Annotated in this window: 22 protein-coding genes; 6 read left to right on the top strand and 16 right to left on the bottom strand. The window is 34.7% G+C overall.

Annotated features, from left to right (window positions below):
- Positions 1-325: 325 nt before the first annotated feature.
- From LNQ34_RS15590 to LNQ34_RS15545, 10 genes are all read right to left on the bottom strand, one after another.
- Positions 326-931 (bottom strand): GNAT family N-acetyltransferase, encoded by a 606-nt coding sequence (locus LNQ34_RS15590; protein WP_202701869.1) that lies wholly within the window; start codon positions 929-931, stop codon positions 326-328.
- Between the two features lie 119 nt (positions 932-1,050).
- Complete coding sequence (locus LNQ34_RS15585) at positions 1,051-1,407, bottom strand: hypothetical protein (RefSeq protein ID WP_070906885.1); 357 nt, start codon at positions 1,405-1,407, stop codon at positions 1,051-1,053.
- Between the two features lie 191 nt (positions 1,408-1,598).
- Complete coding sequence (locus LNQ34_RS15580; RefSeq protein WP_230000388.1) at positions 1,599-2,777, bottom strand: AIR synthase related protein; 1,179 nt, start codon at positions 2,775-2,777, stop codon at positions 1,599-1,601.
- A gap of 156 nt (positions 2,778-2,933) precedes the next feature.
- The gene (locus LNQ34_RS15575; protein ID WP_230000387.1) at positions 2,934-4,421 is read right to left on the bottom strand and encodes a carboxypeptidase regulatory-like domain-containing protein; all 1,488 of its coding nucleotides are present in this window, start codon (positions 4,419-4,421) and stop codon (positions 2,934-2,936) included.
- A gap of 86 nt (positions 4,422-4,507) precedes the next feature.
- The gene (locus LNQ34_RS15570) at positions 4,508-5,881 is read right to left on the bottom strand and encodes a CsgG/HfaB family protein (RefSeq protein WP_230000386.1); all 1,374 of its coding nucleotides are present in this window, start codon (positions 5,879-5,881) and stop codon (positions 4,508-4,510) included.
- Between the two features lie 60 nt (positions 5,882-5,941).
- A complete protein-coding gene (locus LNQ34_RS15565; RefSeq protein WP_230000385.1) occupies positions 5,942-6,391 on the bottom strand; it encodes a curli assembly protein CsgF in 450 nt (149 codons plus the stop codon).
- 88 nt (positions 6,392-6,479) lie between these two features.
- Positions 6,480-7,214 (bottom strand): CsgE family curli-type amyloid fiber assembly protein, encoded by a 735-nt coding sequence (locus tag LNQ34_RS15560; protein WP_202701865.1) that lies wholly within the window; start codon positions 7,212-7,214, stop codon positions 6,480-6,482.
- A gap of 4 nt (positions 7,215-7,218) precedes the next feature.
- Complete coding sequence (locus tag LNQ34_RS15555; RefSeq protein ID WP_230000384.1) at positions 7,219-7,698, bottom strand: hypothetical protein; 480 nt, start codon at positions 7,696-7,698, stop codon at positions 7,219-7,221.
- A 66-nt stretch (positions 7,699-7,764) separates the two neighbouring features.
- The gene (locus LNQ34_RS15550; RefSeq protein WP_202701863.1) at positions 7,765-8,391 is read right to left on the bottom strand and encodes a hypothetical protein; all 627 of its coding nucleotides are present in this window, start codon (positions 8,389-8,391) and stop codon (positions 7,765-7,767) included.
- A gap of 395 nt (positions 8,392-8,786) precedes the next feature.
- Entirely contained in the window at positions 8,787-10,976 is a 2,190-nt protein-coding gene (locus tag LNQ34_RS15545) for a glutamine synthetase III family protein (protein ID WP_026110219.1), read from the bottom strand.
- 430 nt (positions 10,977-11,406) lie between these two features.
- Between LNQ34_RS15545 and LNQ34_RS15540 the strand changes: the two genes are divergently transcribed.
- The gene (locus LNQ34_RS15540) at positions 11,407-12,423 is read left to right on the top strand and encodes a glutamine synthetase beta-grasp domain-containing protein (protein WP_017498734.1); all 1,017 of its coding nucleotides are present in this window, start codon (positions 11,407-11,409) and stop codon (positions 12,421-12,423) included.
- A 223-nt stretch (positions 12,424-12,646) separates the two neighbouring features.
- Entirely contained in the window at positions 12,647-13,612 is a 966-nt protein-coding gene (locus tag LNQ34_RS15535) for a TerC family protein (protein WP_230000383.1), read from the top strand.
- 71 nt (positions 13,613-13,683) lie between these two features.
- Here LNQ34_RS15535 and LNQ34_RS15530 read toward each other — a convergent pair whose 3' ends face one another.
- The 4 genes from LNQ34_RS15530 to LNQ34_RS15515 form a co-directional block, all read right to left on the bottom strand.
- On the bottom strand, positions 13,684-14,226 hold the full coding sequence (locus LNQ34_RS15530; protein ID WP_230000382.1) for a hypothetical protein: 543 nt from the start codon (positions 14,224-14,226) through the stop codon (positions 13,684-13,686).
- Positions 14,227-14,326: 100 nt separating this feature from the next.
- A complete protein-coding gene (locus LNQ34_RS15525) occupies positions 14,327-15,196 on the bottom strand; it encodes an alpha/beta hydrolase (protein ID WP_230000381.1) in 870 nt (289 codons plus the stop codon).
- A 93-nt stretch (positions 15,197-15,289) separates the two neighbouring features.
- Positions 15,290-15,979, bottom strand: a complete 690-nt coding sequence (locus LNQ34_RS15520; RefSeq protein ID WP_230000380.1) for a response regulator transcription factor — start codon at positions 15,977-15,979, stop codon at positions 15,290-15,292.
- Positions 15,972-17,297 carry a sensor histidine kinase gene (locus tag LNQ34_RS15515; RefSeq protein ID WP_230000379.1) on the bottom strand — a complete coding sequence of 442 codons (1,326 nt, stop codon included), beginning with the start codon at positions 17,295-17,297 and terminating at the stop codon, positions 15,972-15,974. Before LNQ34_RS15515 ends, LNQ34_RS15520 begins: the two co-directional genes overlap by 8 nt.
- Positions 17,298-17,502: 205 nt before the next feature.
- On the opposite strand from LNQ34_RS15515, the gene LNQ34_RS15510 reads away from it, so the two are divergent.
- Complete coding sequence (locus tag LNQ34_RS15510; protein ID WP_428979063.1) at positions 17,503-19,500, top strand: S9 family peptidase; 1,998 nt, start codon at positions 17,503-17,505, stop codon at positions 19,498-19,500.
- 357 nt (positions 19,501-19,857) lie between these two features.
- On the opposite strand, the gene LNQ34_RS15505 is transcribed toward LNQ34_RS15510, so the two are convergent.
- Positions 19,858-20,730 (bottom strand): AraC family transcriptional regulator, encoded by an 873-nt coding sequence (locus LNQ34_RS15505; RefSeq protein WP_089078093.1) that lies wholly within the window; start codon positions 20,728-20,730, stop codon positions 19,858-19,860.
- Between the two features lie 447 nt (positions 20,731-21,177).
- Here LNQ34_RS15505 and LNQ34_RS15500 point away from each other — a divergent pair, with 447 nt between their 5' ends.
- The 3 genes from LNQ34_RS15500 (at position 21,178) to LNQ34_RS15490 (ending at position 23,260) form a co-directional block, all read left to right on the top strand.
- Positions 21,178-21,591 (top strand): T9SS type A sorting domain-containing protein, encoded by a 414-nt coding sequence (locus LNQ34_RS15500; protein ID WP_230000377.1) that lies wholly within the window; start codon positions 21,178-21,180, stop codon positions 21,589-21,591.
- Positions 21,592-22,102: 511 nt separating this feature from the next.
- Positions 22,103-22,510, top strand: coding sequence for a T9SS type A sorting domain-containing protein (locus tag LNQ34_RS15495; RefSeq protein ID WP_202704056.1), 408 nt, complete (start codon positions 22,103-22,105; stop codon positions 22,508-22,510).
- Between the two features lie 363 nt (positions 22,511-22,873).
- Positions 22,874-23,260 (top strand): T9SS type A sorting domain-containing protein, encoded by a 387-nt coding sequence (locus LNQ34_RS15490; RefSeq protein WP_089078096.1) that lies wholly within the window; start codon positions 22,874-22,876, stop codon positions 23,258-23,260.
- 52 nt (positions 23,261-23,312) lie between these two features.
- Here the strand turns inward: LNQ34_RS15490 and LNQ34_RS15485 are convergent, their stop codons facing one another.
- The gene (locus LNQ34_RS15485) at positions 23,313-23,921 is read right to left on the bottom strand and encodes a hypothetical protein (protein WP_230000376.1); all 609 of its coding nucleotides are present in this window, start codon (positions 23,919-23,921) and stop codon (positions 23,313-23,315) included.
- Between the last annotated feature and the right edge of the window lie 38 nt (positions 23,922-23,959).

Here is a 23,959-nt window from a genome sequence, read left to right as displayed (position 1 = left end):
AACACGTTCAAGAGTTCCGAAGGAACGACATATTTATAGCAATGGATTTCAATCCGTTGAAAAAATCATACAACACGTTCAAGAGTTCCGAAGGAACGACCTATTTATAGCAACGGATTTCGATCCGTTGAAAAAATCATACGACACGTTCAAGAGTTCCGTAGGAACGACACATATTACAATGACGGTATTTTTTAAAAACAAATTATACGTTTGCGATGAGTTTGTAAAATGGACCGAACTGATGGTTCTTCTTTTGCTCTTGCGACGTTTAAACCGGATTAAAATCCGGCCCTACAATATGGGTCGAGGCTAGCGCCTCTTTTTAAAGCTTACGCTTTAGATTTTCCTTTACCTCATCAAACCATTCGTTTTGCAGGATGCTCAACACAATAGAATCGCGACGTATATCACTATTGGCAGTAGGCATATGACTGCGTAAGACACCTTCAACCTTACATCCGATACTTTTCATGGCGGCGATACTGCGTTCATTATTATTATCGGCACGAAATTCTACACGTTCCACACCAAGGGTTTCAAAGGCAAATTGCAGTAATAAGAATTTACAATGTTTGTTAAGCCCGGTTCCTCTAAAAGCCGATCCGTACCAGGTATATCCCAGCTGCAGTGATTTATACTCCAGATTCATGTCGTAGAAACGGGTTGAACCTGCATATTTTTGTGTTTTTTTATCGAAAACTATAAACGGAAATTCTTTTTGATTTTCTCGCCCTTTTACCGCCAGTTGGATATAGTTGATCAGATTTTCTTTTCCGTCTGCACCTACTAAGGAGTATTTCCAGGTTTCGGGTTCGTTAACAGAGATTTCCAATAAATTATCGGCATCTGATTCTTGCAAAGGACGTAATAAAACAGAATCGTCTTCTAAAATTATAGTATCGGAAAAATTAAAATTTGATGTGGTCATGAATTCATTTTTTGAGCTGCTCACTATAAAGTTTTCTATCTACTTTATCTAAAAATTATTTCACAGAGAGACATTAAGTTTTGCACAGAGATTCGCCGAGTATTATAGGAAATGATGGTTTATTCATTCATTTCGTCATAACGCTCGGGAACTTGCGGGTCGTATAACGGACATTTGAATTCTTCCATCAGGGAAACCAGTGTATTCATGGTTTTTCCTTCGGTTCCATAACAATCAATTTTGATACTTTGTGGTGTTGTAATTACCTGGAAAGCACCTTTTCCTGTGCTGTTTTTCCAGCTGTTTTCGTCCACTCGTTCCCATTGGGAAAAAACGGAATTGATTCTGTTGATAATGACCTCAACAGGAAGTGTTGCAAGACCGTCTACTTCTTCTTTTTCCACAAGGGCCTCATAAACTTCATGATGGTTCAGATAAACCTCTTCTAAATATCTCCAAAAAAGTAATTCATACATAGCTTGATGTTTTTTTTAGCCCCGATAGCAGTGAAAATCCTTTTGTGACGGGGTTCGGCACAAAAGATTATAACGAATAGCGGGATTAGCTCCTAAAAAAGCTAATGATTAATAAAAAAGGTTCTGTTGTAAACTCCGGTATAGAAACCTTTGCCACTCAGAACCTTTGAACTTTTGTAACTCAAAAAATATTAATATTCGAATGTTCCGTACTCGCTGGTAATGGTAAGCTTTTTAGTGTCTGCTGCTTCTACTCTACCCACGATTTGTGCGTCGACATTGAATGATTTTGAAATTGCAATAATATCTTGTACAATATTTTCGGGAACATAAAGCTCCATACGGTGACCGCAATTGAAAACCTGATACATTTCTTTCCAATCGGTTTTAGATTGCTCCTGAATTAATTGGAACAATGGCGGAACCGGAAATAAATTGTCTTTTATAATGTGTAAGTTCTGAACGAAATGTAAAATCTTTGTCTGAGCTCCTCCACTGCAATGTACAATTCCGTGAATATCAGCTGGTGTATAGGTATCTAAGATTTTCTTGATAATTGGTGCATACGTTCTGGTTGGCGAAAGTACCAGCTGTCCTGCATTTATTGGACTGTTTTCGACAGCATCGGTTAAATTTACCTGACCTGAATAGATTAATTCTTCGGGCACTGCTGCATCATAACTCTCCGGGTATTTTGCTGCCAGGTATTTTCCAAAAACATCGTGACGGGCAGAGGTTAATCCGTTACTTCCCATTCCCCCGTTATAGCTTTTCTCGTAAGTTGCCTGCCCAAAAGAAGCCAAACCAACAATTACGTCACCTGCTTTTATGTTGGCATTATCTACCACATCGCTGCGCTTCATACGGGCTGTTACAGTAGAATCTACAATAATAGTACGGACAACATCACCAACATCGGCAGTTTCTCCTCCTGTTGAATGAATGGTTACTCCAAACGATTTTAGTTCGTTGATTAATTCTTCTGTACCGTTGATGATTGCTGAAATAACCTCAGCAGGGATTAAGTTTTTATTTCTTCCAATTGTTGAAGAAAGCAAAATATTATCGGTTGCTCCTACACACAATAAGTCATCGATATTCATGATTAAAGCATCCTGAGCAATTCCTTTCCAAACCGAAATATCACCGGTTTCTTTCCAGTACATATAGGCTAATGATGATTTTGTACCGGCACCGTCGGCATGCATAATCAAACAGTGCTCCTGGTCTTGCGTTAAATAATCAGGTACAATTTTACAAAATGCCTGCGGGAATAAACCTTTATCAATATTTTTTATGGCGTTGTGTACGTCTTCTTTTGATGCCGAAACACCTCTTTGTGCGTACCTTTTGCTAGAATCTGAACTCATGTAACTTAGTTTGTGTTGATGTGGTGCAAAGATAATCCCTTTTTTTAATTCTTTGATTGATTCGTATCTCTGATTCGCAAAAAAAATCGGCAGGCTTTTAGGCACTGCCGATTTTTTTCTATAAAATTGGTTATCAAAAATTAAGTTTTTAGTATTTTACCTCCAATCCGGCATTGAGGCGTTCTGAAATAGTGTTGTTCTGGAACCATTACTATTGCTGCTGGAAATCGTGACTTTTTGTATCGTGTTGGCTGATAAACCATCATTTGATGTATTGACATAGATCAGCTCTGCTTCATTTGGAGAGAATTTTACATCCAAATCATTAAATCCATTTGGTTTTTGACTTGCCAATTCGGTTGAAGTATTATCCGCAGCTGTGTAAATAAATATTCTGGAGTCTAATCGTCTGTAAGTCGAATTTTCGAATCCTGAAATATCTCTGGTATAGGCAATTTTACTATTGTCTACAGAAATACTAAGACCGCTTGCTCCACCCGTTACTCCGGAAAGTACCTGATACAATACATCACCGGCGGTATTGATCACATATATCTCAACATTGTATCCCGACATATCATTTACTTTAAGTACAATTTGTGACCCGTCCTGACTCCATTCACATTCGGAAATGAATTTTCCGTTTGGCGTTTTAAACAATTGAATCAATCCCGATCCGTCAGAATCAATACGATACAATCTGTCAAAATTTGGATAAATAATTTGTCTTCCGTTGGTGCTCCAGCAATAATTAACATACTCCATATTAAATCCTGCAATAGGTATAAAGTTTGTAATTTTTTTGACATCAGTACCATCCGGATTCATTGTAAAAATTTGATTTAATGATCCGTCAGAACTTATATAAGCAATTCTGTTGATGCTTAAATTTTTTCTAGGTCTGTAGCTGTTTACTTCGGCAGATGACAATTGAAGTTCGTTTCCGGCTTCATCGGCTGTATAAATGACATTGTTATTTTTTACTTTTTTAACATACAAATATCTCGGATTTGGAAATGCTAAAGTCGTAAAGGAGTTTGTGACACTATTTACTGGTTTATTAATTCCATCATCGGCTGTTACCTGCCAATAGTATTTCGTGCTAAAACTTAAACCTGAAATATTAAGTTTTGTGTCTTTTAAATTGGCATAGGTTTTCGTTTCGTCTGTTGTTCCGTTTTTCACCGTAACGGTATAGGTCATCGGATCTGATTCCGGATCTTTTGCTGTCCAGGTTAAATCTAGTGTTAGCGATTGCCCTGTAGCATTGTCTGTAGGTGCGGTTAATATGGGAACATCTGGTGGTTTATTGTTGGCAGTTGACACTTGTAACTCAAAAATAATCTGAACTGTTATGTCTTTCTCAACAGTCGCAGGTTCAAATCTGGCGGTAAAGCCATCTTTTTGGGCCTGAAAAGAATATTTTCCCATTGTTATATTATTTATCTCGAAATATCCGTCTTTATCCGTAAATACGGTACTCGTAGTTGGGCTTGAAGAAACACGTGCGTTTTCTATTCCTTCATATGTTCGGGCATCTACTACTCTTCCTTTTACTGCTCCCGTTCCTGTTTCATCGATTTGATCTTCACTACAAGAAACCAAAAGCATAAAGCATATCAATATTTTTAGTCCTATTTTCATTGCGGTCTTGATTTTGTTAAACTTATATTGACTTTTTCTATATTTTTTATTGAAAAAATATTGTTCTTTCACCTTCTATTGGCGAACTATCTTTTCTTGTGATTGGTACTTTTTGGAAAGTAATAAGTGAGTCCCAAACCAAGTCTCCAGTAATAATCATCTCTTTTACCTCTTACGATATAATCAACATTGTCGCTAAAGGTCATATTATATTCTGCGAATAATTTCACTCCCAAACTACTGGTCGCCATATATTCTAAACCACCTCCAAACTGAACTTTACTATGAAAATTTTTATATTTCTTATTAAATTCAAATCCGTAACCACCAAAAACAAATGGAGTCAGGATATCGTGAGGTAATATGATAAATTCGAGATTGAGATCTGTAGATATATATCCTAATTTGTCTCTTCCTTTATTCGCAATTTTGAACGCATTGGCCGAGGCACTTATATTAAAAGCCGGAGTGAAAAAATATTTCACCGCTCCTCTGGTCATTGGTGCCGGCTCCGGACTTTTATAATCGCCCTGTATAATGGCTGTTCCTCCGGAAACCTCTATACCAAAAAGGCCTCTTTTGTCTTCTAAATTTCTATCGTATAATTGTGCCAGATCGGCTTCGCTTTTTTCTGCATCATAGGCTGATACAAAAGCATCGATTTGATTTTGAGGCGCATTCACTTCCCAAAGCTTGTCTTTGATTCCTTGTACAATAAGACCTTCAACGGCTTTTTCTATGGCTTCGGTAACTGCCAGCTGAATGGGTTCATTTCTGGTAAAACCGGTTTCTACTTCCAAAAGTCGATTTAGATTTACGTATCGAAATAAACTGGCGTCTATACTTTGTGATAAAATGGTCTTAGAAACGTAAACCGTGTTTAGTATTTTTCCGTTTGAGGTGGAAACCAATCTTAAATATACCGTAACCCGATCTTGTCTGTATCGTGTAGAACCTCCGGCACCAAAATATCGGGCTCCAAAACCTCCGGTAATAATGTTGGTGTCATAGGAAATAATACCACCTTCTAATAAAACTCCTGCAAAGAGTAAAGGCGTCAATACTGCTTCACCGCCTTCTTTTTTGGCTTCATATTCCTGACGTGTAGACCGGATAATGTTTCGTTCGTTTAATAAATTTCCCAGATTCTCACGTTCTATAGGAACAAACCATTTTGAATCTTGAAGTGCTTTTATTAAAATAGAAGTAGCACCCTGAGTAACTGCTGTGCTAAATGTGCTTCCAACTTCAGTCGCTTTGTATTGACCTGTCTGGTCTTTAAATTTATATACCCCTACCACAATCTGTTCTTTTGGTTTTGGCATATCGACTAAGTATTCAGTTGCAGAAGTGTTTTCTCCAAAAACAGCCTTCTGAACTCCTACGGGTTGATTAAAATACGCGCCACATCCTGAGAGTAGGCAGGTTATTAACAGTAGAAAAAGGAGAGTTTTATTCATAATTAGTTATTTTTTAATAATAAAACATGAACTTACTTTTTATAAAAATCGAGTACCAGACTATTTACCTGGTATAATAACTTGCGTTTGCTCGCCAGTTTCAATATCCAGAATATTGACAACCATTCCTAAATTAGAATTGTAAATATCCACAGACAGCGTTCCGAAGACATAATTACCAGGAGTAAGTCCTCCGCCCGTACCGCCTCCCGTACCACCGCCAGAACCTGTACCTGACCCAAATTGACTATCAAATAATGAATTTGAAATTCTATTGAGCAATTGGTTATTTAAAGTACTTTTAAAACGCTCCAGATCTGTTGGCTGTTTGTATCCGTTTGTATTGTCTTCTTTAAAATCATTTTGTGCCTGCGCAGAACTGAGCAGCCATTGATAATTAAAAGTTTCACCACCACTAAAAGCTGGATTTACAGGCTTATAAGCAAGATCCTGTGCGAAAGAAACGGTACAAAAAACCAACACAAATACGAATGAAATTAAATTTTTCATATTGCTGTTATTTAGTTTCCTACATTAAAAAAAAAGAAAAACTCCTCTACAAAAAATTACTTCTCGATTATTAATATTGAGTTATTTATTAATACTGAGTTATTATTTTATTCTGTTTTTCGATGTCTTTAAAATACTTAAATGCTTTTGATGCTGCAGATTCTGCCATGTATTTTAAAAAATCTTCATCCGGACGCGAAATAAATTCTTCCACTATTTCTCCATCTATCAGAATAGTAATTTTTGTTGTACGTCCAAAAGTCAATTCCTCTTGAACGGTCACGATTTTACTTGTATTTATTCTTAGCTTTGAATATTGTGCATAAAAAAAATCATAAAAATCATTTCCCAGTTTTGTTTTGGTATCATTAGCAACGATCCCGATCATTTCAATTCCATCTACAGGAATTGGCTTAGCGGCATCTGATACTTTATCTTCTCCAAAAACAACACGGTCTTTGCCTATCAATTCATTTTTTTCATCAAAAATCAATAGCAATATGATGATCTCATCGTCTGGTGTAAAATTGACTTGCGTTTTAGAAAGTTCAACTTTTTGAATCGGTTCTAATGTGACTCTGCCATCCTGAGCATTATTTGATTTATTCGAGTTTTTTTTATTTTTTTTAAATACAGTCAATTTATAAGATATATTTTTAAACTGCGATTTTAAGTTTTCTGCAGTTCCCGTAATAGCAAGTAAATTTTCTATTTCTTTTACTTCTATTTTGGCTTTTACTTCTATGTGAACTTCCTGAGAAAATCCTGATTCAGAAAAAAAAACAGCAAAAAATGCAATTAGTAAGTTCAAATATTTTTTCATGACACTAGCGATTGAATATGTAAATTGTCCCCGAGTTTCCCGTTTGATTAATTATTAAATCTTTAGATATCGAATTTGAACCAGTACTGATTACCGATAAATTATTGCCATACTGATTGATTCCCATGGAAGTGATTCCGCGTGAGTACATCGAAAAATCACTTATATAATTGTTATTGCCTGTTTGTGTGTAGGACTGATTGATTTCATCAGCATTTTTGTAGACATTCATGTAGTTGTTGTTGCCTGTCTGTTGTGCGGTAACATAAGCATTACTACTTATGATGGTTAAATTGGCTTGATTGTAATTTCCAATTTGAGCAACTGTTACGATGTTGTTGCTTTTAATATATTGATTTACCGTTTGATTTTGATTGCGATTGTATGCTTCATTTAATAAATAGTCACTTCTATTCACATCCGTTACCTGAGCGAATAAAATCCCGGTGATTAGTAAGGATACAAAAGTGGCTAAACGTTTCATAACATATTGTAATTTAAAAAAAGGAAGAGCTTAATAGCTCAAGCTCTTCCTTTTCCTGGTTTATTCTTAGTTAGATTGAATTACTACACTTCCATTTAAGAAACCTGTTTGAGTAACTGTGCTCATATGATCATTTCCAAATTGTGCAGTAGCTGCAAAGTTACCGGCTCCGTATTGTTGAATACTAGAGGTGTTATCCCAGCCTAATTGTAGAGTAGCTGCATTGTTAAACAGTCCTATTTGATCGGTAGATGCGGTGTTGCCATATCCGAATTGAAGAGTCAAAGCGTTATTAGCAAGACCAAATTGATTCGTAGTAGCTGTATTAAAGTTACCAATCTGTAACACATCAGAATTGTTGTAAGCTCCAATTTGAGTAGTAACTGCAAGATTACCGAACCAGATTCCTTGAGTGATACTAGAATCGTTATTGTCTCCAATTTGTGTTACTATAGCAACATTTCCTCCTCCTAACTGTCCAACAGTAGACTCGTTATCATCTCCGTACTGTCCTACAATTGCAACGTTGGCAATACCTATCTGGTCAACATCTGAGCTATTAGTTGCTCCTACCTGAACTACCAGTGCACCATTTAATAAACCTGTTTGGTCCACATCACTCATGTTACCTTGCGCAAAAGCTGCGACTCCTACAAACAGCATCGCGGAGATGCTTAAAATTGCTCTTTTCATAATAAATATATTTAATTGGTTATTAATACATTTTATTACGTAGGTCAGCGTGATTTAGGGAAATCATGCAATCAAAATCTCCATTCGAAAATAAAAATTAAAGCCTCATTTTCTTTCTTTCATGATCAAAATTAGAAAACTTATCGCCAACCAAAACAGGTATAAATACCTATTTTCCAATATCTTAATTACTTTTCGATGAAGTGTAAAACTATCTCGATGAACTACTTTAATGCTTTTTTTCGTTGGCAAGAAAAAAGCTACTTTTCATAATTTAGTCACAATTCAATTTAAACATTTGTTAAAATAAAGACATAATGATATTATTTTAACAAAACTATAAAAAAAATCCCATCTCAATAAAGACGGGACTTAATCGGGTATATTCTAAAATATTACTTCGTAAATAACAATTCTCTGTACTTCGTTAGTGTCCAGCTTTCATCATCTACTAATAATTCTAATTTATCACAATGATTACGAATGTCCTCAAAATAAGGTTTTACGTTATTGCAGTAAGCTTCGGCCATTTTTTGTGCATCAGTCAATTGGTTTGCTGTTCTTCGTTCACTCGTCATAGCCAATACTTTAGAATTAATTCCTTCAATATGGCCTGAAATTTCTTTAATCAAAACTATTTGCTCTTTTGCAATAGTTTCAAACTCCTTACCAAAAATTTCTTTTAATCCTTTCACATTTTCGATTAAAGTATTTTGATAACGGATAGCCGTTGGAATAACGTGATTTCTGGCAATATCCCCTAATACTCGTCCTTCAATCTGGATTTTCTTAGTGTATTCTTCCAATTCAATTTCGTAACGTGCTTCAGCTTCTACGTGATTTAAAATTCCTAATTCATCAAATAACTCCAAAGCTTGTTTTGAAACCTTAGCTTTAATAGCTTCCGGAGTCGTTTTAAAATTACTTAACCCTCTTTTAGCGGCTTCTTTTTCCCAGGCTTCGCTATATCCATCTCCTTCAAACAGAATTTTTTTAGACTGCTTGATGTATTCTCTCAAAACATTAAAGATTGCATCGTCTTTTTTCATGTCTTTAGATTCAATCAAAGAGTCCACCTCTGTTTTAAAATCTCTTAGTTGTTTGGCTACAATAGCATTCAGAGTAGTCATCGCGTTAGAACAATTGGCATTTGAACCTACAGCTCTAAACTCAAATTTATTTCCGGTAAAAGCAAAAGGAGAAGTTCGGTTACGGTCTGTATTGTCTAAAAGAACGTCCGGGATTTTCCCTACTACATTTAATTTTAAGTCTGTTTTTTCTTCAGGCGACAATTTCCCGGTGGTTACACTTTCCAATTCTATTAATACTTTAGACAATTGTGCTCCAATAAAAACCGATATAATTGCCGGTGGTGCCTCATTAGCTCCCAAACGATGATCATTGCTTGCTGTTGCAATAGATGCTCTCAATAAAGTTTCGTAATCATTAACCGCCTTAATTGTATTGATAAAGAAAGTTAAAAACTGTAGATTACTCATTGGTGTTTTACTCGGACTCAATAAATTAACTCCTGTATCTGTTGCCAATGACCAGTTATTGTGTTTTCCGGAACCGTTTACCCCTTTAAAAGGTTTTTCATGAAACAATACTTTAAAATCATGACGTTCCGCTACACGCTGCATCACATCCATTAATAAAGAGTTGTGATCTACAGCCAGATTGGTTTCTTCAAAAATCGGAGCCAATTCGAATTGGTTTGGCGCTACTTCATTGTGACGAGTTTTTACCGGAATCCCCAACAACATACATTCCTGCTCTAAATCTCTCATATACGTTAAAGCACGTGTTGGAATAGAACCGAAATAATGATCATCTAATTGTTGTCCTTTTGCAGAAGTATGCCCCAGTAAGGTTCTTCCTGTCATCATTAAGTCAGGACGTGAATTGGCTAATGCTTTATCAATTAAAAAGTATTCCTGTTCCCATCCTAAAGTAGCGGTAACTTTCTTTACATTTTTATCGAAATATTTACAAACTTCGGTCGCGGCCTCATCCATAACGGATAGTGCTCTTAATAATGGAATCTTATTATCGAGCGCTTCTCCTGTATAGGCGATAAATACGGTTGGAATACATAAGGTTGTACCATATATAAATGCCGGAGAAGTTGGATCCCAAGCGGTATACCCTCTTGCCTCAAATGTATTTCTTATTCCTCCATTCGGAAAACTTGATGCATCAGGCTCCTGCTGTACCAATTGTGCTCCTCCGAATTTCTCTACAGGATCACTTCCGTCATAAGAAGTCTCAAAAAAAGCATCATGCTTTTCTGCTGTTGTACCTGTAAGCGGCTGAAACCAGTGTGTATAATGAGTTACACCTTTTGATAATGCCCATTCTTTCATCCCCATGGCGATATAATCGGCCAGTTTTCTGTCTATCTTAGTTCCGTGTTGAACGGCATCTCTCACTCCTTTTAAAGCATCAGAAGTCAAAAACTGCTTCATCGCTTTCTCATTAAACACATTTGAACCAAAAATGTTTGACTTTCTGTCTATTTCTTCAAAATGTACAGGCTTTCTGTTGGAAGCTTCTTGTAAAGCTTGGAAACGTAATGTTGACATGTATAGTAGGTTTAAAAATTCGTAATCATTTTCATTAAAAAAAGTGAAACAAATATAATCAATAAACCCCCCTGTTTAAAACATAAACCAGAGAATTTTATTCGATGATTTTTCAACGTTAAGCGGTTTTTTCAAAGAATAATGAATTTGATTCAAAGAAATATAACAAAACACCGCAGTATTATTCATTAAATAAACATTTTTTCATAATTCCTTAAACTAAAAACTTAAAAAACATCCTTGATTTTTACGAATTTGCCTTTTTAAGGCATTAAAAATTACTTTTTTCAAAATATACCCCCTCACAAATTAATCTTATCCAAAAAATAATACTACTTCAAACAAAATAGCCCCCTAATTTTTAGGAGTAGAAAAATAAATCTATATTTGTCCCAACAAAAAAGAAACAAAAAAATTAATTTATATTATTATGGCTAAAATTAAGTTAGAATACATTTGGTTAGACGGATATGAACCAACCCAAAATCTTAGAAGTAAAACTAAAGTTGAAGAGCATGAAAATTTCAAAGGAACATTAGAAGAGCTAGGAAACTGGTCATTTGATGGTTCCTCTACTAAACAAGCCGAAGGTGGATCTTCTGACTGTCTTTTGGTTCCTGTTGCAATATATCCAGACCCAACCCGTATCAACGGATGGTTAGTAATGTCAGAAGTTATGTATGCTGACGGAAAACCACACCCTTCTAACGGTAGAGCTACAATTGATGATGATAATGATGATTTTTGGTTCGGATTTGAACAAGAGTATTTTATCATGGATACCAAAACTCAACTTCCACTTGGATTCCCGGTTGGAGGTTACCCTGCTCCACAAGGAATGTACTACTGCTCAGTAGGTGGAAAAAATACTCACGGAAGAAAATTAGTCGAAGAGCATGCTGATCTTTGTATCGCTGCCGGAATTAATTTTGAAGGAATCAATCAGGAAGTTGCCTGCGGACAATGGGAATTCCAATTATTCGCTAAAGGTGCTAAAAAAGCCGGAGACGAAATCTGGGTTGCTCGTTACTTATTAGATCGTTTGACTGAAAAATACGGTTACTATATTGAATACCACCCTAAACCACTTGGAGATACAGACTGGAATGGTTCAGGTATGCATGCTAACTTCTCTAACGAAGTATTAAGAACATGTGGAGACCAGGCTACTTACGAAAGAATCTGTGAAGCTTTCAGACCTGTTACTGCAGAGCACATTGCAGTTTACGGAGCTTACAACGACCAACGTTTAACCGGAAAACATGAAACCGCTTCTATTCACGATTTCTCTTACGGTGTTTCAGACAGAGGATGCTCTATCAGAATTCCATTAATGACCGTACAAAAAGGATGGAAAGGCTGGCTAGAAGACAGAAGACCTGCTTCAAACGGTGATCCTTATAAAATTGCTGCAAGAATTATCAAAACTGTAAAATCAGCATTGTAATTCAGCTTTAGAACACATACAAAAGTGCTAACGTAATGTTGGCACTTTTTTTTTATAATATTGTCTGTCCTTTCAATCGAAAAGAACAGACTTTGTATAAATTTTGAAAGTCACCTTTTAACACTTAACTCTCTGATTCTGTCCGAAAATGTCAGACAGCATAAATAATTATAATTGATATAATTTAAAAACTATCTTTGTAAATCACTAAAAAAGTATCCTAATGGTTTGGATTTTCTTCTTAATAGCTGTTGCACTTATTCTCGCTTTAGACTTAGGCGTTTTCAACAAAAACCCACATATCATAAGTACTAAGGAAGCAAGTAAATGGACATTGATCTGGGTAACCCTATCCTTTCTTTTTTCAGGAGTTATTTATTGGCTCTATACTACAGATTACATCGCAAATCCTGACAATCTGAAACCCGCCGTTGCTTCCATGAAGTTCATAACCGGTTATCTGATTGAGTTATCCTTAAGTGTGGACAATATTTTTGTCATCGCCATTATTTTTGCATCGTTCAAAATACCACAAAAATACCAGCATCGTGTTTTATTCTGGGGAATTCTGGGCGCTGTTGTTTTCCGTGGACTAATGATTTTCTTTGGTGTAATGCTGATTAATAAATTTGCATGGACTACTTATTTATTTGGAGCCTTTCTGCTTTTTACCGCCATCAAGATGTTGTTTACGGGCGAAGATGAAGATTTTCAGCCCAAAGATTCTTTCATTTATAAAACATTAGGAAAAATAATCCCGATCACTTCCCATATGGAGGGAGAAAAGTTTTTCATTCCCACAAAAACAGCCAAAAAAGCGGCCACTCCATTATTTGTAGCGCTGATTGTGATCGAATTCATGGATGTGCTTTTTGCCGTAGACAGTGTACCGGCAATTCTGGCTATTACTTCTGATCCTTTTCTAGTGTTCAGTTCTAATATTTTTGCCATACTGGGATTGCGTTCGATGTACTTTTTCTTAGCCAATATGCTCGCAAAATTCAGCTATCTGGAATACAGTCTTATCGCTATTTTAAGTTTCGTAGGATTAAAAATGCTGCTTCACGATTTCATTCACGTACCGGAATGGGCATCTTTAGCCTTCATTGCTCTTTCACTTTTAGCCGGTATTCTGGTTTCGTTAAAATTTGGAGCAGAAAAAGAACTTACTGATACGAATAAGGAGTAGCACTTAAATAAAAATAGTTTCAATAAAAAAAGGAGATCTGACGATCTCCTTTTTATTTTATACTTCAATGATTAGTTTAGTTTCTTAACCTTACTATCATCAATATTGTATTTTTTAATAACAGCATTGTAATCTGAGTAATCTGCTTTATTTACTGATTTACCAGTACTTGAAAATGCTCCCGGCACAATTACAATTCTAAAGGTTTGATTTTTTATAAACTCAGGCGTTAAAGCTAAATCATAGTTTCCTCCTGCAAAAATGGTGAAATCGCTTTTACTGAAATCGAAATCATAATCGAAATCGCCTTTTGATGTATAAACGGTTCTTGGAATTTGCTGCCAGATCGGAGTAGTTGGATTAACTGTTCCCGCCAATCTGTAAATTAAAATCACATCAGAATCAAAAATTACCGGATTCAGTTTTTGATAGATATTATAACCGTCTGTAGCGTTGTAAGAAAAATTAACATTTTGAAGTTCAAAAACTTCTGCAACCGGTCCTTCTGGTCCTCGTGGCCCATCCAATCCTGGAGGTCCTTCTGGTCCTTCACAACTAGAAAATCCGATTAGTCCAACGACTGCTACTGCGAATAGGGTAAGTATCTTTTTCATAATTTCTGTGGTATTATTTGTTTTTAGAATATATATATAAAGGTATTCCAAAAATCAAACCAAAAAAAACATTTGATACCGTTCTTATCCGATTTTTCTATTATTTTTTTGTAACCTGCTGATTTTTAAGTAGTATTTTATTAAAAAATAAAACATGATAGGGTAGTGAATTCTCCCAATACTCCCAGGTATGCGCTCCTGCACGTTCAGTATAATCGTGATCTACTTTGTTGTAAACCAATCTTCGATGTAGTTCTCTGTTGGGTTCTATCAAAAAATCATCTACACCACAATCTATAATCAAAGGGAGTTTATTTGCTTTAAGTTTGTCCAACATTCCCAGTACAGCATATTGTGCATACATTTCAGAATTGTCACTTTTATCCCCAAATACAGGCTGCATTAATTTCACCACCTGTGCCGATGCATCCCTCTGTAACATTACTCCCATATCTACTGCCCCACTCATACTTCCGGCAGCACAAAACAAATCAGGATGCTTAGCCGACAAATACAAAGCGCCGTGACCTCCCATAGAAAGTCCCGTGATTACCCTTCCGCTCCTGTTGCTTATGGTTCGGTATGTTTTATCTACTTTTTGAACGACCTCTTGTGTGATAAAGGTTTCGAACTGACTTCCTTTGTTTACCGGACTATCCAGATAAAAGCTAAACGTTTCTCCTTCAGGCATGACTATGATCATATTGTACTGATCGGATAAATTTTGCACTAATTTCTTATTGGGCGTGTTTTTCAGCCAGTCGCTAAAATGTCCGTAAGCACCATGCAGTAAATACATTACCGGAAATGCCGTTTTGCTTTTGGCATACGAATTAGGCAAAACGACCGCCGCTTTATAGGTTTTACTCATGGCTGTACTCGCAACTTGCAGGGTATCAACTTTTGCGGCATAACTTGCAGCATTGATACATAACAGCACTACAATCAATAGAAATCTGGCATTTTTCATACTTGTAACATTTTTTGTTTTTAGAGGATAAAAGATATTACTTTTTTCTTCTAGAATTTTCTTTTTCTAAAAAAAGTGTGAATTATTACTATTTCAATCAATAATCAGGCGATACCCCTGAGCTCTTATATTGATGATACTGATTTTGGAATCCTCAGAAAGATTTTTCCGTAGTTTTGAAATAAATACATCTAAGCTTCTTCCATTAAAAAAACTATCATCCCCCCAAAGCTCAATAAGCGTTTCTTTTCTTGGGAGCATTCTGTTTTCACTGGTAACAAGACGATAAAGTATTTCTCCTGATCGTGGAGAAAGTGTAATCATTCTTTTTTTGTGAATTAATTTATAGCTCTCTGGATCATATTCATAATCGCCAATAACGATACTTTTCTTTTTATGTTCATCAACAGCAGGAAAATTCCTGATCAAGAGCCTTTTGATTCTGGCAGTGAGCTCTTCTACACTGAACGGTTTTCGGATATAATCATCTGCGCCTAGTGAGAAGCCCTGCAGCACATCCTCTGTCAACACTCGTGCCGAAAGAAGGATCAGTGGAATAGTATTTCCATCTTCTCTGATTTGCTTCAATAAAGAATAACCGTCAAGCTTTGGCATCATGATATCTGCTACAACAAGGTCAAACGATTGCTCTTTTAGTACTTCAAGCCCATCGACGCCATCAACTACCCATATTACTTCAAATCCTTTTTTTTCCAGCAGAATTGAAGTGATCTCTCCCAGATCAAAATCGTCTTCTAAGTATAATATTTTAGGCTTACTCATAAGCAGGTATTTTGATTTCGATTAGAGTTCCTTCCGTTTTTTGTTTCAAAACCTTAATACTCCCACCTTGTTTTTTCAAGGACTCACGCACAAAACTCAATCCTAAACCGAATCCTTTTACATTATGGGTGTCATCATTCATGATTTTAAAATAAGGTGCAAAAATTTCTTCTCTGTATTTTTCAGGAATACCAATACCGTTGTCCTGAATTCTGATAGTCACAGTATTGTTCATTTTCCCCGCGGAAATTATAATTCTGGGATCCCTTTCAGAATATTTCAGAGCGTTATCAAATAAATTAAGAAATATTTGTTTCAGCTGAATCCGACTGCCCTTGATCTGCAAATTTTTATCCACATCTTCAAAAACAATTTCTGCCTTTTTTTTCAAAACAATATGAGCTAAATCTTCTCCTGCTTCCTTCACTAAGGATAGTAAATTCACGGAAGACAAAGTTAATTGCTCCTTACTATTACTGCTTCTCGCATGCTGAAGAATAGAATCCACCAGAAGAGAAAGCTGATCGGCTGCTCTATGAATGGCCGCTGCATATTTTTTTACATTTGCAGGTTCTTCTTCTACTGTAGAGGTTTCCAGCGCTTCTGTTGCAATCAGTATCGTTGAAATGGGTATTTTCAGCTCATGCGTCATGTTGCGTGTGAAAATTTCCTTATTCTGCAATAAATTCCGATTGAAAATCAAACTTCTGAAAAGAATGAAAATAGTAATCAGAAAAAGAAAAACATAAAATAACGAAAAAAATATAATTTCTTTTATTTCGTAAATTACAACACCTGCCATATTAACAATATGAATTCGGTATTTGTTATTCTCTTGTACAAATGAGTTTATTGTTTTCGTAGTGTTCTGGTCTGTAATCACAATCCCTTTGGGATAGGTTCTTTTAACGTTCTTACCTTCAAAATAAACTTGAATTTCAGCCTCTTTTTTCAGGAATGCTTTCAATCTCTTTCTAACCGAAGTATACAAAAAGGAGTCAAGCTTTTCATGCTGATAAAGCAATCCGGTATTGGAAACTTTTAAATACTGCTTAACCACCTCTACTTTTGGTTCTGAAACAAATACCTCAACTTTTTTGGTTTTAGACTTATTTGCCTTTTCAATTTTTTGCTTTAAAGCAGGTTCCTTAAACAAATTCATAAGCAATATCTGAGTAGCTTCAGATTGTGTTCGCTCCAGAATTTCACGTTTTTTATTTTCATAATTCACCCTAATCCAATACCCTTGAAAAGTCAAAACAACAAGAATGGTCAGGATGAATAATGGTTTTCCAAAACTAACAAAGAATTTATTCATACAATCTTCTTTTAATTACTTCGAAATTACACATTAACAAGGAACTATAAAAGCTGTGATAACACTATTTAACAGTATATAACAGTCTGATAACCTACATTCTAATGTCAGTTCCCGAGATTTGCCAAAGAAAAATTAAGCTATCAACATTTTTTTATTTACTGAAATAGAATCGATTAAACTTTAAAACAAATGCATTATGAATATGAATCTTAAAGTCTTAACTGCTGTATGTATTGTCATATCAGCAATTACAGCAAATGCGCAAAGTACTGCGACAAAACTACCGGGTGATCCGACGTTGCCTTCTTCCAAAGAAAGTCTTGAGAAGATGGTCTCTTTTGATAAAGGAAATTTCAAATACAAGGTAGAAGATTATTTCGCAAAACCAAATGCTTCGTCTTTCAAAATTTCACCAGATGGACAATACTTGTCTTATAAAGAAAAAGATAAAGACAAAAAAAATCATGTGTATGTAAAAGAACTGAAAACAGGAAAAATTACAAAAGCTATTGTAGAAAAAGAGGATCTTATTGGAAGTTATGGCTGGCTGGACAAGAAAAGACTATTTTATACACAAGATAAAGGAGGTAACGAAAATAACCATCTTTATGCTGTAGATATTGATGGTAAAAATGTAAAAGACCTAACCCCTTTTGAGGGAGTAACCTTAAGGTACGCTAATATCATCAAGGACACTGAATTCGTTATTGTAACACTCAATAAAAACAACAAACAAATCTTTGAACCCTACAAAATAAACTTCAATACCGGAGAGATGACTCAGCTTTATGAAAATAAAAACATTAGCACCCCTATCAATAGTTATCTTTTTGATAAAGAAGGAAATATGAGAGGCTATACCGTTCTGGAAAATGGTGTAACCACTAAAACATACTATAAAGATTTAGAAACAGGCAAATTTAACCTTATCCAATCAACAGACTGGAAAAATACCTTCAGTATTATCGAACTGAATGATAATTCTAAAAATAAGGATGAAGCCTATGTAGTGACCAACCTTGATAGCGACAAAGAAAGAATTGTATTATACGACCTGAAGAAAAATACAATTATTAAAGAAGTTTATTCGGACCCGGTTTATGATGTAAGCTCCATAAATACCGCCCGTAAAAACAGAAACTATGAACTGGATTACATTAGCTATACTGGCGTAAAAGGAATAACTATACCGGTAAGTAAGTTTTATAAAGAGGTTTACAGTAAACTGTCCTCACAATTTAAAGATAAGGATTTCTCAATTGCATCTTCGGATAACAATGAAAGCAAACTTTTAGTTTTCGTAACAAGCGATAAACTCTATGGAAAGTTTTATGAATATGATACCAAAACAAAAAACATAAAATTGCTTTATGACCTTATGCCCCAGCTGAAAGAAGAAGATATGGCTGAAATGAGACCTATTGAATTTAAAAGCAAGGACGGTTTAACCATTCACGGATATATAACATTACCTAAAGCCGCTTTAGAAGGAAAGAAAGTCCCTTTGATTGTTAATCCTCACGGAGGGCCACAAACGATTAGAGATGATTGGGGTTTTAATGCTGAAGCACAATTGTTTGCCAGTAGAGGATATGCTACATTACAAGTTAATTTTAGAATTTCCGGTGGATATGGGAAAGAATTTCAAGAATCCGGCTATAAACAAATTGGAAGAAAAGTAATGGATGATGTAGAAGATGGAGTAAAATATGTAATAAAACAAGGGTGGGTCGATCAAAGTAAAGTGGCCATTTACGGAGGAAGCCATGGAGGATACGCTACTTTAATGGGATTAATAAAAACACCCGATTTATATTCCTGTGGAGTAGATTATGTAGGGGTTTCCAATATTTTTACCTTTTTTAACTCGTTTCCGGAATACTGGAAGCCTTACAAAGAGCAACTAAAAGAAATATGGTATGACTTGGATAATCCGAAGGAGGCTGAAATAGCTAAAGAAGTTTCTCCAATATTTCAGATCGATAAAATCAAAAAACCTTTATTTGTAGTACAGGGAGCAAATGATCCGAGAGTAAATATCAATGAATCTGATCAGATCGTTAAAGCGATGCGTGCAAAAGGTTTTGAAGTTCCGTATATGGTAAAATACGATGAAGGGCATGGGTTTCATAAAGAACCAAGCAGAATAGAACTCTATAAATACATGTTAGGCTTCTTTGCTGAAAACTTCAATAAGTAGAAATTCCGCAAAGAGACACAATATAATTCCGCAAAGAAGCACAAAAGATATGCAGAGATACACAAAAGATTAAAAAACTTCGTGTATCTCTGTGCTTTTTTTCGCGAGTCTCTGTGCAACAACAGAATTCCACAAAGAGACACAAAAGGCACGCAGAGATTCGCAAAGACTTAAAAAAACTTTGTGTATCTCTGTGCGATTTCTTCGCGAGTCTCTGTGAAACAACAGAATTCCACAAAGAGACACAAAGGATACGCAGAGATGCACAAAAGATTAAAAAACTTCGTGTATCTCTGTGCTTTTTTTCGCGAGTCTCTGTGTGATTTCTTCGTGAGTCTCTGTGCAACTACAAAAGTTTTACTGAATGACAATTTTATGTTCATTGCGGTATTGCGATGCACTTTTACCGGTGTACTGTTTAAAAGATTTACTGAAATGACTAAAATTATTAAAACCACTTTCATAACAAACTTCATTGATACTTATAGGTTTTTCTGCCAGAAGCTTTGAAGCATGTACCAAACGGTATTCGTTTACAAACTCAGTAAACGTTTTATTAGAGATTTTTTTAAAGTAACGACAAAAAGAAGGTGTTGTCATACTTATCAGATTCGAAACTTCATCGATGGCAATTGATTCCTGAAAATGATCTTTCACATAATTAAAGATTACATTCATTCGATCATTATCCTGAGTCTGCAATTCTAACGAAAAACCATCCGCATTTAGTACTGTATATTCTTCTGATGAATCTAACTCATCCAAAATACTTAAAAGTGTAAGTAAACGTTCAAACGGAAGCTGATTTTCCATCATCTCGATTCTTTTACCTACATTTTTCTTCGTTTCTCCTCCAAAAGCGATTCCTCCTTTTGACTGATTCAAAACATTTCGAACTTTTTTCATTTCGGGTGCTACAAAAAAATCATTGCCCAAAAATTCAGGTTTAATATGAATGACCGTTTCATCTGTATTTCCCGTCATTTCATTCGTAAAACCACAATGTGGCAGGTTGGCCCCTATCAAAAGTAAACTGCCATTGGTGTAATACGAAACATGGCTTCCTATTTGTCTTTTACCTGCTCCCCCATTGATGTAAACCAACTCAATTTCGGGATGATAATGCCATAAATGCGCCTTACTGTTCGTTTTTTCCGCATGTTTGGTATACGTAAAAGAACTTCCGTAAGAATTAGATATCACTTCAAGAGCAGGGGCAATCGTCTTCATGATAAAGTTTTTAGAAAATAATAGCGAATTTAACAAAAATACCTAACATAATTCATATTTTAACCTATAACGGTTTCGTAAATGAGAATATATCATAAAAATCCAAAAAACACTAAATTCAAAATCACAATTATTCCCGTATTTTTTTTATACTCGTTTTTTTTCTAATCTTTTTTTTAATATATCCTATTTAATCGGGTCTTTTTATAAGCATACAATATATATGTAAGAATTATAGGCACATTCAGAGATTGTCCAAAATTTCAAATCATTGAAAAATAACAACACAATTAACAAAAACACCTCTAATAATTTAAAATTTAACCTATAACGGTTTCGTAAATGAGAATACAGCACATAAATTGGCAAATAGAGTTGCGAAAAAAAATCCTGCTCTAAAGTAATTTAGCTTCAGAGAAATGAACGAATCATTTAAAACGAAAAGCTATGAAAAACATTTTAAAATTAAGTTTAGTTTGTGCGGCACTCTTTTCAGGAATAAGCACTTATGCAATTGATGAAAATGGTAACAACAATCTTAACCTTCACGTATTAAAGGGTAATGGAAAGCTAATTACGTTTGCTCTAAACCAGGTGCAAAAAGCCAGTTTGAGTATTTATGATCAAAACGGTTCATTAATCTACACTGAAAATGCTTCAGGTAAAGAAGGAATTTTAAGAACCTTTAGTTTAGAAGAATTTCCGGAAGGAACCTATTTTTTAGAAGTAGAAGACAGCGTTAAAAAGATTAGACATGAAATTACAATTACAGATGACAAATCAATATTATCTGCAAAAGCAATTTCATCGACCTATAAAGCAGATTTCTCTGCTCAAAATTCAAACGTAGCAGTACGTTAAAAAAGTTTATGCTTTCATAAAGTATAAAAATGAGGTTAGATAGTTAGTAAAGTAAAAACGTGATTGTTTTAAAACAGCTCTTTGTGGTTATTGAGCTGTTTTTTTTGCTTATAAACTAACGAGATTAACCGCAAGGTGCGCAAAGTTTTTTTCATATCTTTTTTATACAAACGCAAAGTTCGCAAAGCTTATTATTGATAAAGCCTTGCGAACTTTGCGGTTACTACACGTAATTTGTGATAAAAAACTTCACGCACCCTGCGGTTAAATCCTAAAACACACATTTTGTAAGAAAGACAGGCAAAACCACATTGCCTTAACTTTATCAAAACATTAAAATATAATCACAGAATTAACACTAACACTTAAAATAATTTAAATTTTAACCTATAACGGTTTCGTAAATGAGAATATAGCATAGAAATAAGAAAACAGAGTTGTGAGAAAATCACTATTTCATAAGTAATTTAGCATCAGATAATTAGAATTATTAATCTAAAAACTAAAAGTCATGAAAAAGATTTTAAAATTAAGTTTAGTATGTGCAGTACTTTTCACTGGAATGAGTACATATGCAATTGACGGGAATGAAGATTTTAATCTTCATGTATTAAAAGCCAACGGAAAGCTAATTGCATTTGCCCTTAACAAAGTGCAAAAAGCAAACCTGACAATTTATGATAAAGACGGTAGCTTACTTTATACTGAAAATGCATCAGGTAAAGATGGAATTTTGAGAACTTTTAATCTGGAAGAACTCCCAGCAGGAACCTACTTTCTGGAAGTTGAGGATAACATCAAAAAAGTAAGACATGAAATTACTATTACTGAAGCTACTACGGTACTTTCAAGAAAAGCAATTTCATCGAGTTATAAAGCAGGTTTTTCTGCTAAAAAAACAAGTGTCGCTGCACGTTAAAAATTTTACCCCCTTACCCAAAAAAGCGAATTTATTTAGTTAGTGAAAATAGTACGTTTTAAACAGCTCTTTGTCGTTATTGAGCTGTTTTTTTTATGTCTTTCTCTCATCTCAAAAAACTGATTTTTATATTTTTAGAAAAATATTCTTAATAATTATAAAAGAGTAGTTTACACACTCAAAAAAAAACTCAAAATAAAAACATCCGTCATCCCAGTAAATACGTACATAGTTCACATAAAACACAGAAACATCTTTAATTCAGCAATTTAGCCATTGAAAAAAGTGACTTTTTTGTATAAAATTAGATTTCTATTTGTAGTTTTACGCGTTTCGAAAATAGTAATAAACAATTAAAAAAAAATGACAAATTTAACGAAGGTGGGCTTAGTTGTTGCCGTATTTTTAACAACAATTTTTACGTATGCATTTGATGGAAAAGGGGATTATATTTTGAATATAAAAACCGGAAATGGAAAAGTAGTTAGTTTTACTTTAAACTCTGTTGAGAAATCAGTTTTTACTATCTATGACGAAAACAATAATTTGGTTTACACAGGAGAAACTGCTTCAAACCAGTTAGAAACGTCAAAAACTTTAAGTTTAGAGGCATATCCTGCCGGAACTTACATCCTGGAAGTAAAAGAAAATGGTAAAGTTGCTAAACATGAAATTACGGTTTCTGCTAAGAAATCAAAAACTGTAAAGATGGACGAATCAGTGAATAAAAGCCCTGCTTTCCGTCGCTAATTGTTTTTACTTGAAATTGAAAAGCATCAGCGTGGCTGATGCTTTTTTTTGTTTAAAAGTTAAATTCAACCTCTTTTTTAGTTGGTAAACTACCATTATTCCATTCTAGTTCAATGTACTTTGAAGCATATTCTTTCGTATTAGCAAAGCTATCAAACAAAATTGCTGATCCTCCATTCTTTACTGTTTCCTCTACCATTTTAAAGGTTAACACAGACCCTTGAGGATCCAACCCTACTACATCAAATATTATATCTGTTGCCTTAGAAAGTGTCACATATAAATTCAACAGCTTTCGCTGGGTTCCTCCCAGACGATTCATCCTGGTTTTTCTAGTAACATATTTATCTTCAAATAATTTCACAAGAAAAGGATTCGTAAGATCTGCCCGTCTTTTAATATATCTGTTTACAGTCGAGGGAAAAAAATAACCTCTAAAGTTTGATTCCCTAAAGAAATCAACAAAAGTCATTTTTTTATGTAAAGTAACATTTTCATGTTTTATCTTACCGCAAAAAATGTCTTTAAGATACATTTCTGTATCATAAGGCCATTTTTCGTTACTCAAAAACAAAACGGCTATTTCACCTTCATATAAAACAAAAGGCGGTACATAATAAGTGTCTGTTTTAATTCCCTTATTTTCTAGTACAATTTTCATTATAACTTCAAAATTTACTTTTGCTTTAAAATTCAAAA

This window comes from Flavobacterium lipolyticum (assembly GCF_020905335.1).
Classification (GTDB): domain Bacteria; phylum Bacteroidota; class Bacteroidia; order Flavobacteriales; family Flavobacteriaceae; genus Flavobacterium; species Flavobacterium lipolyticum.
Note: the sequence above shows the minus strand (reverse complement) of the source record. Positions and strands in the feature narration are given on the sequence as shown.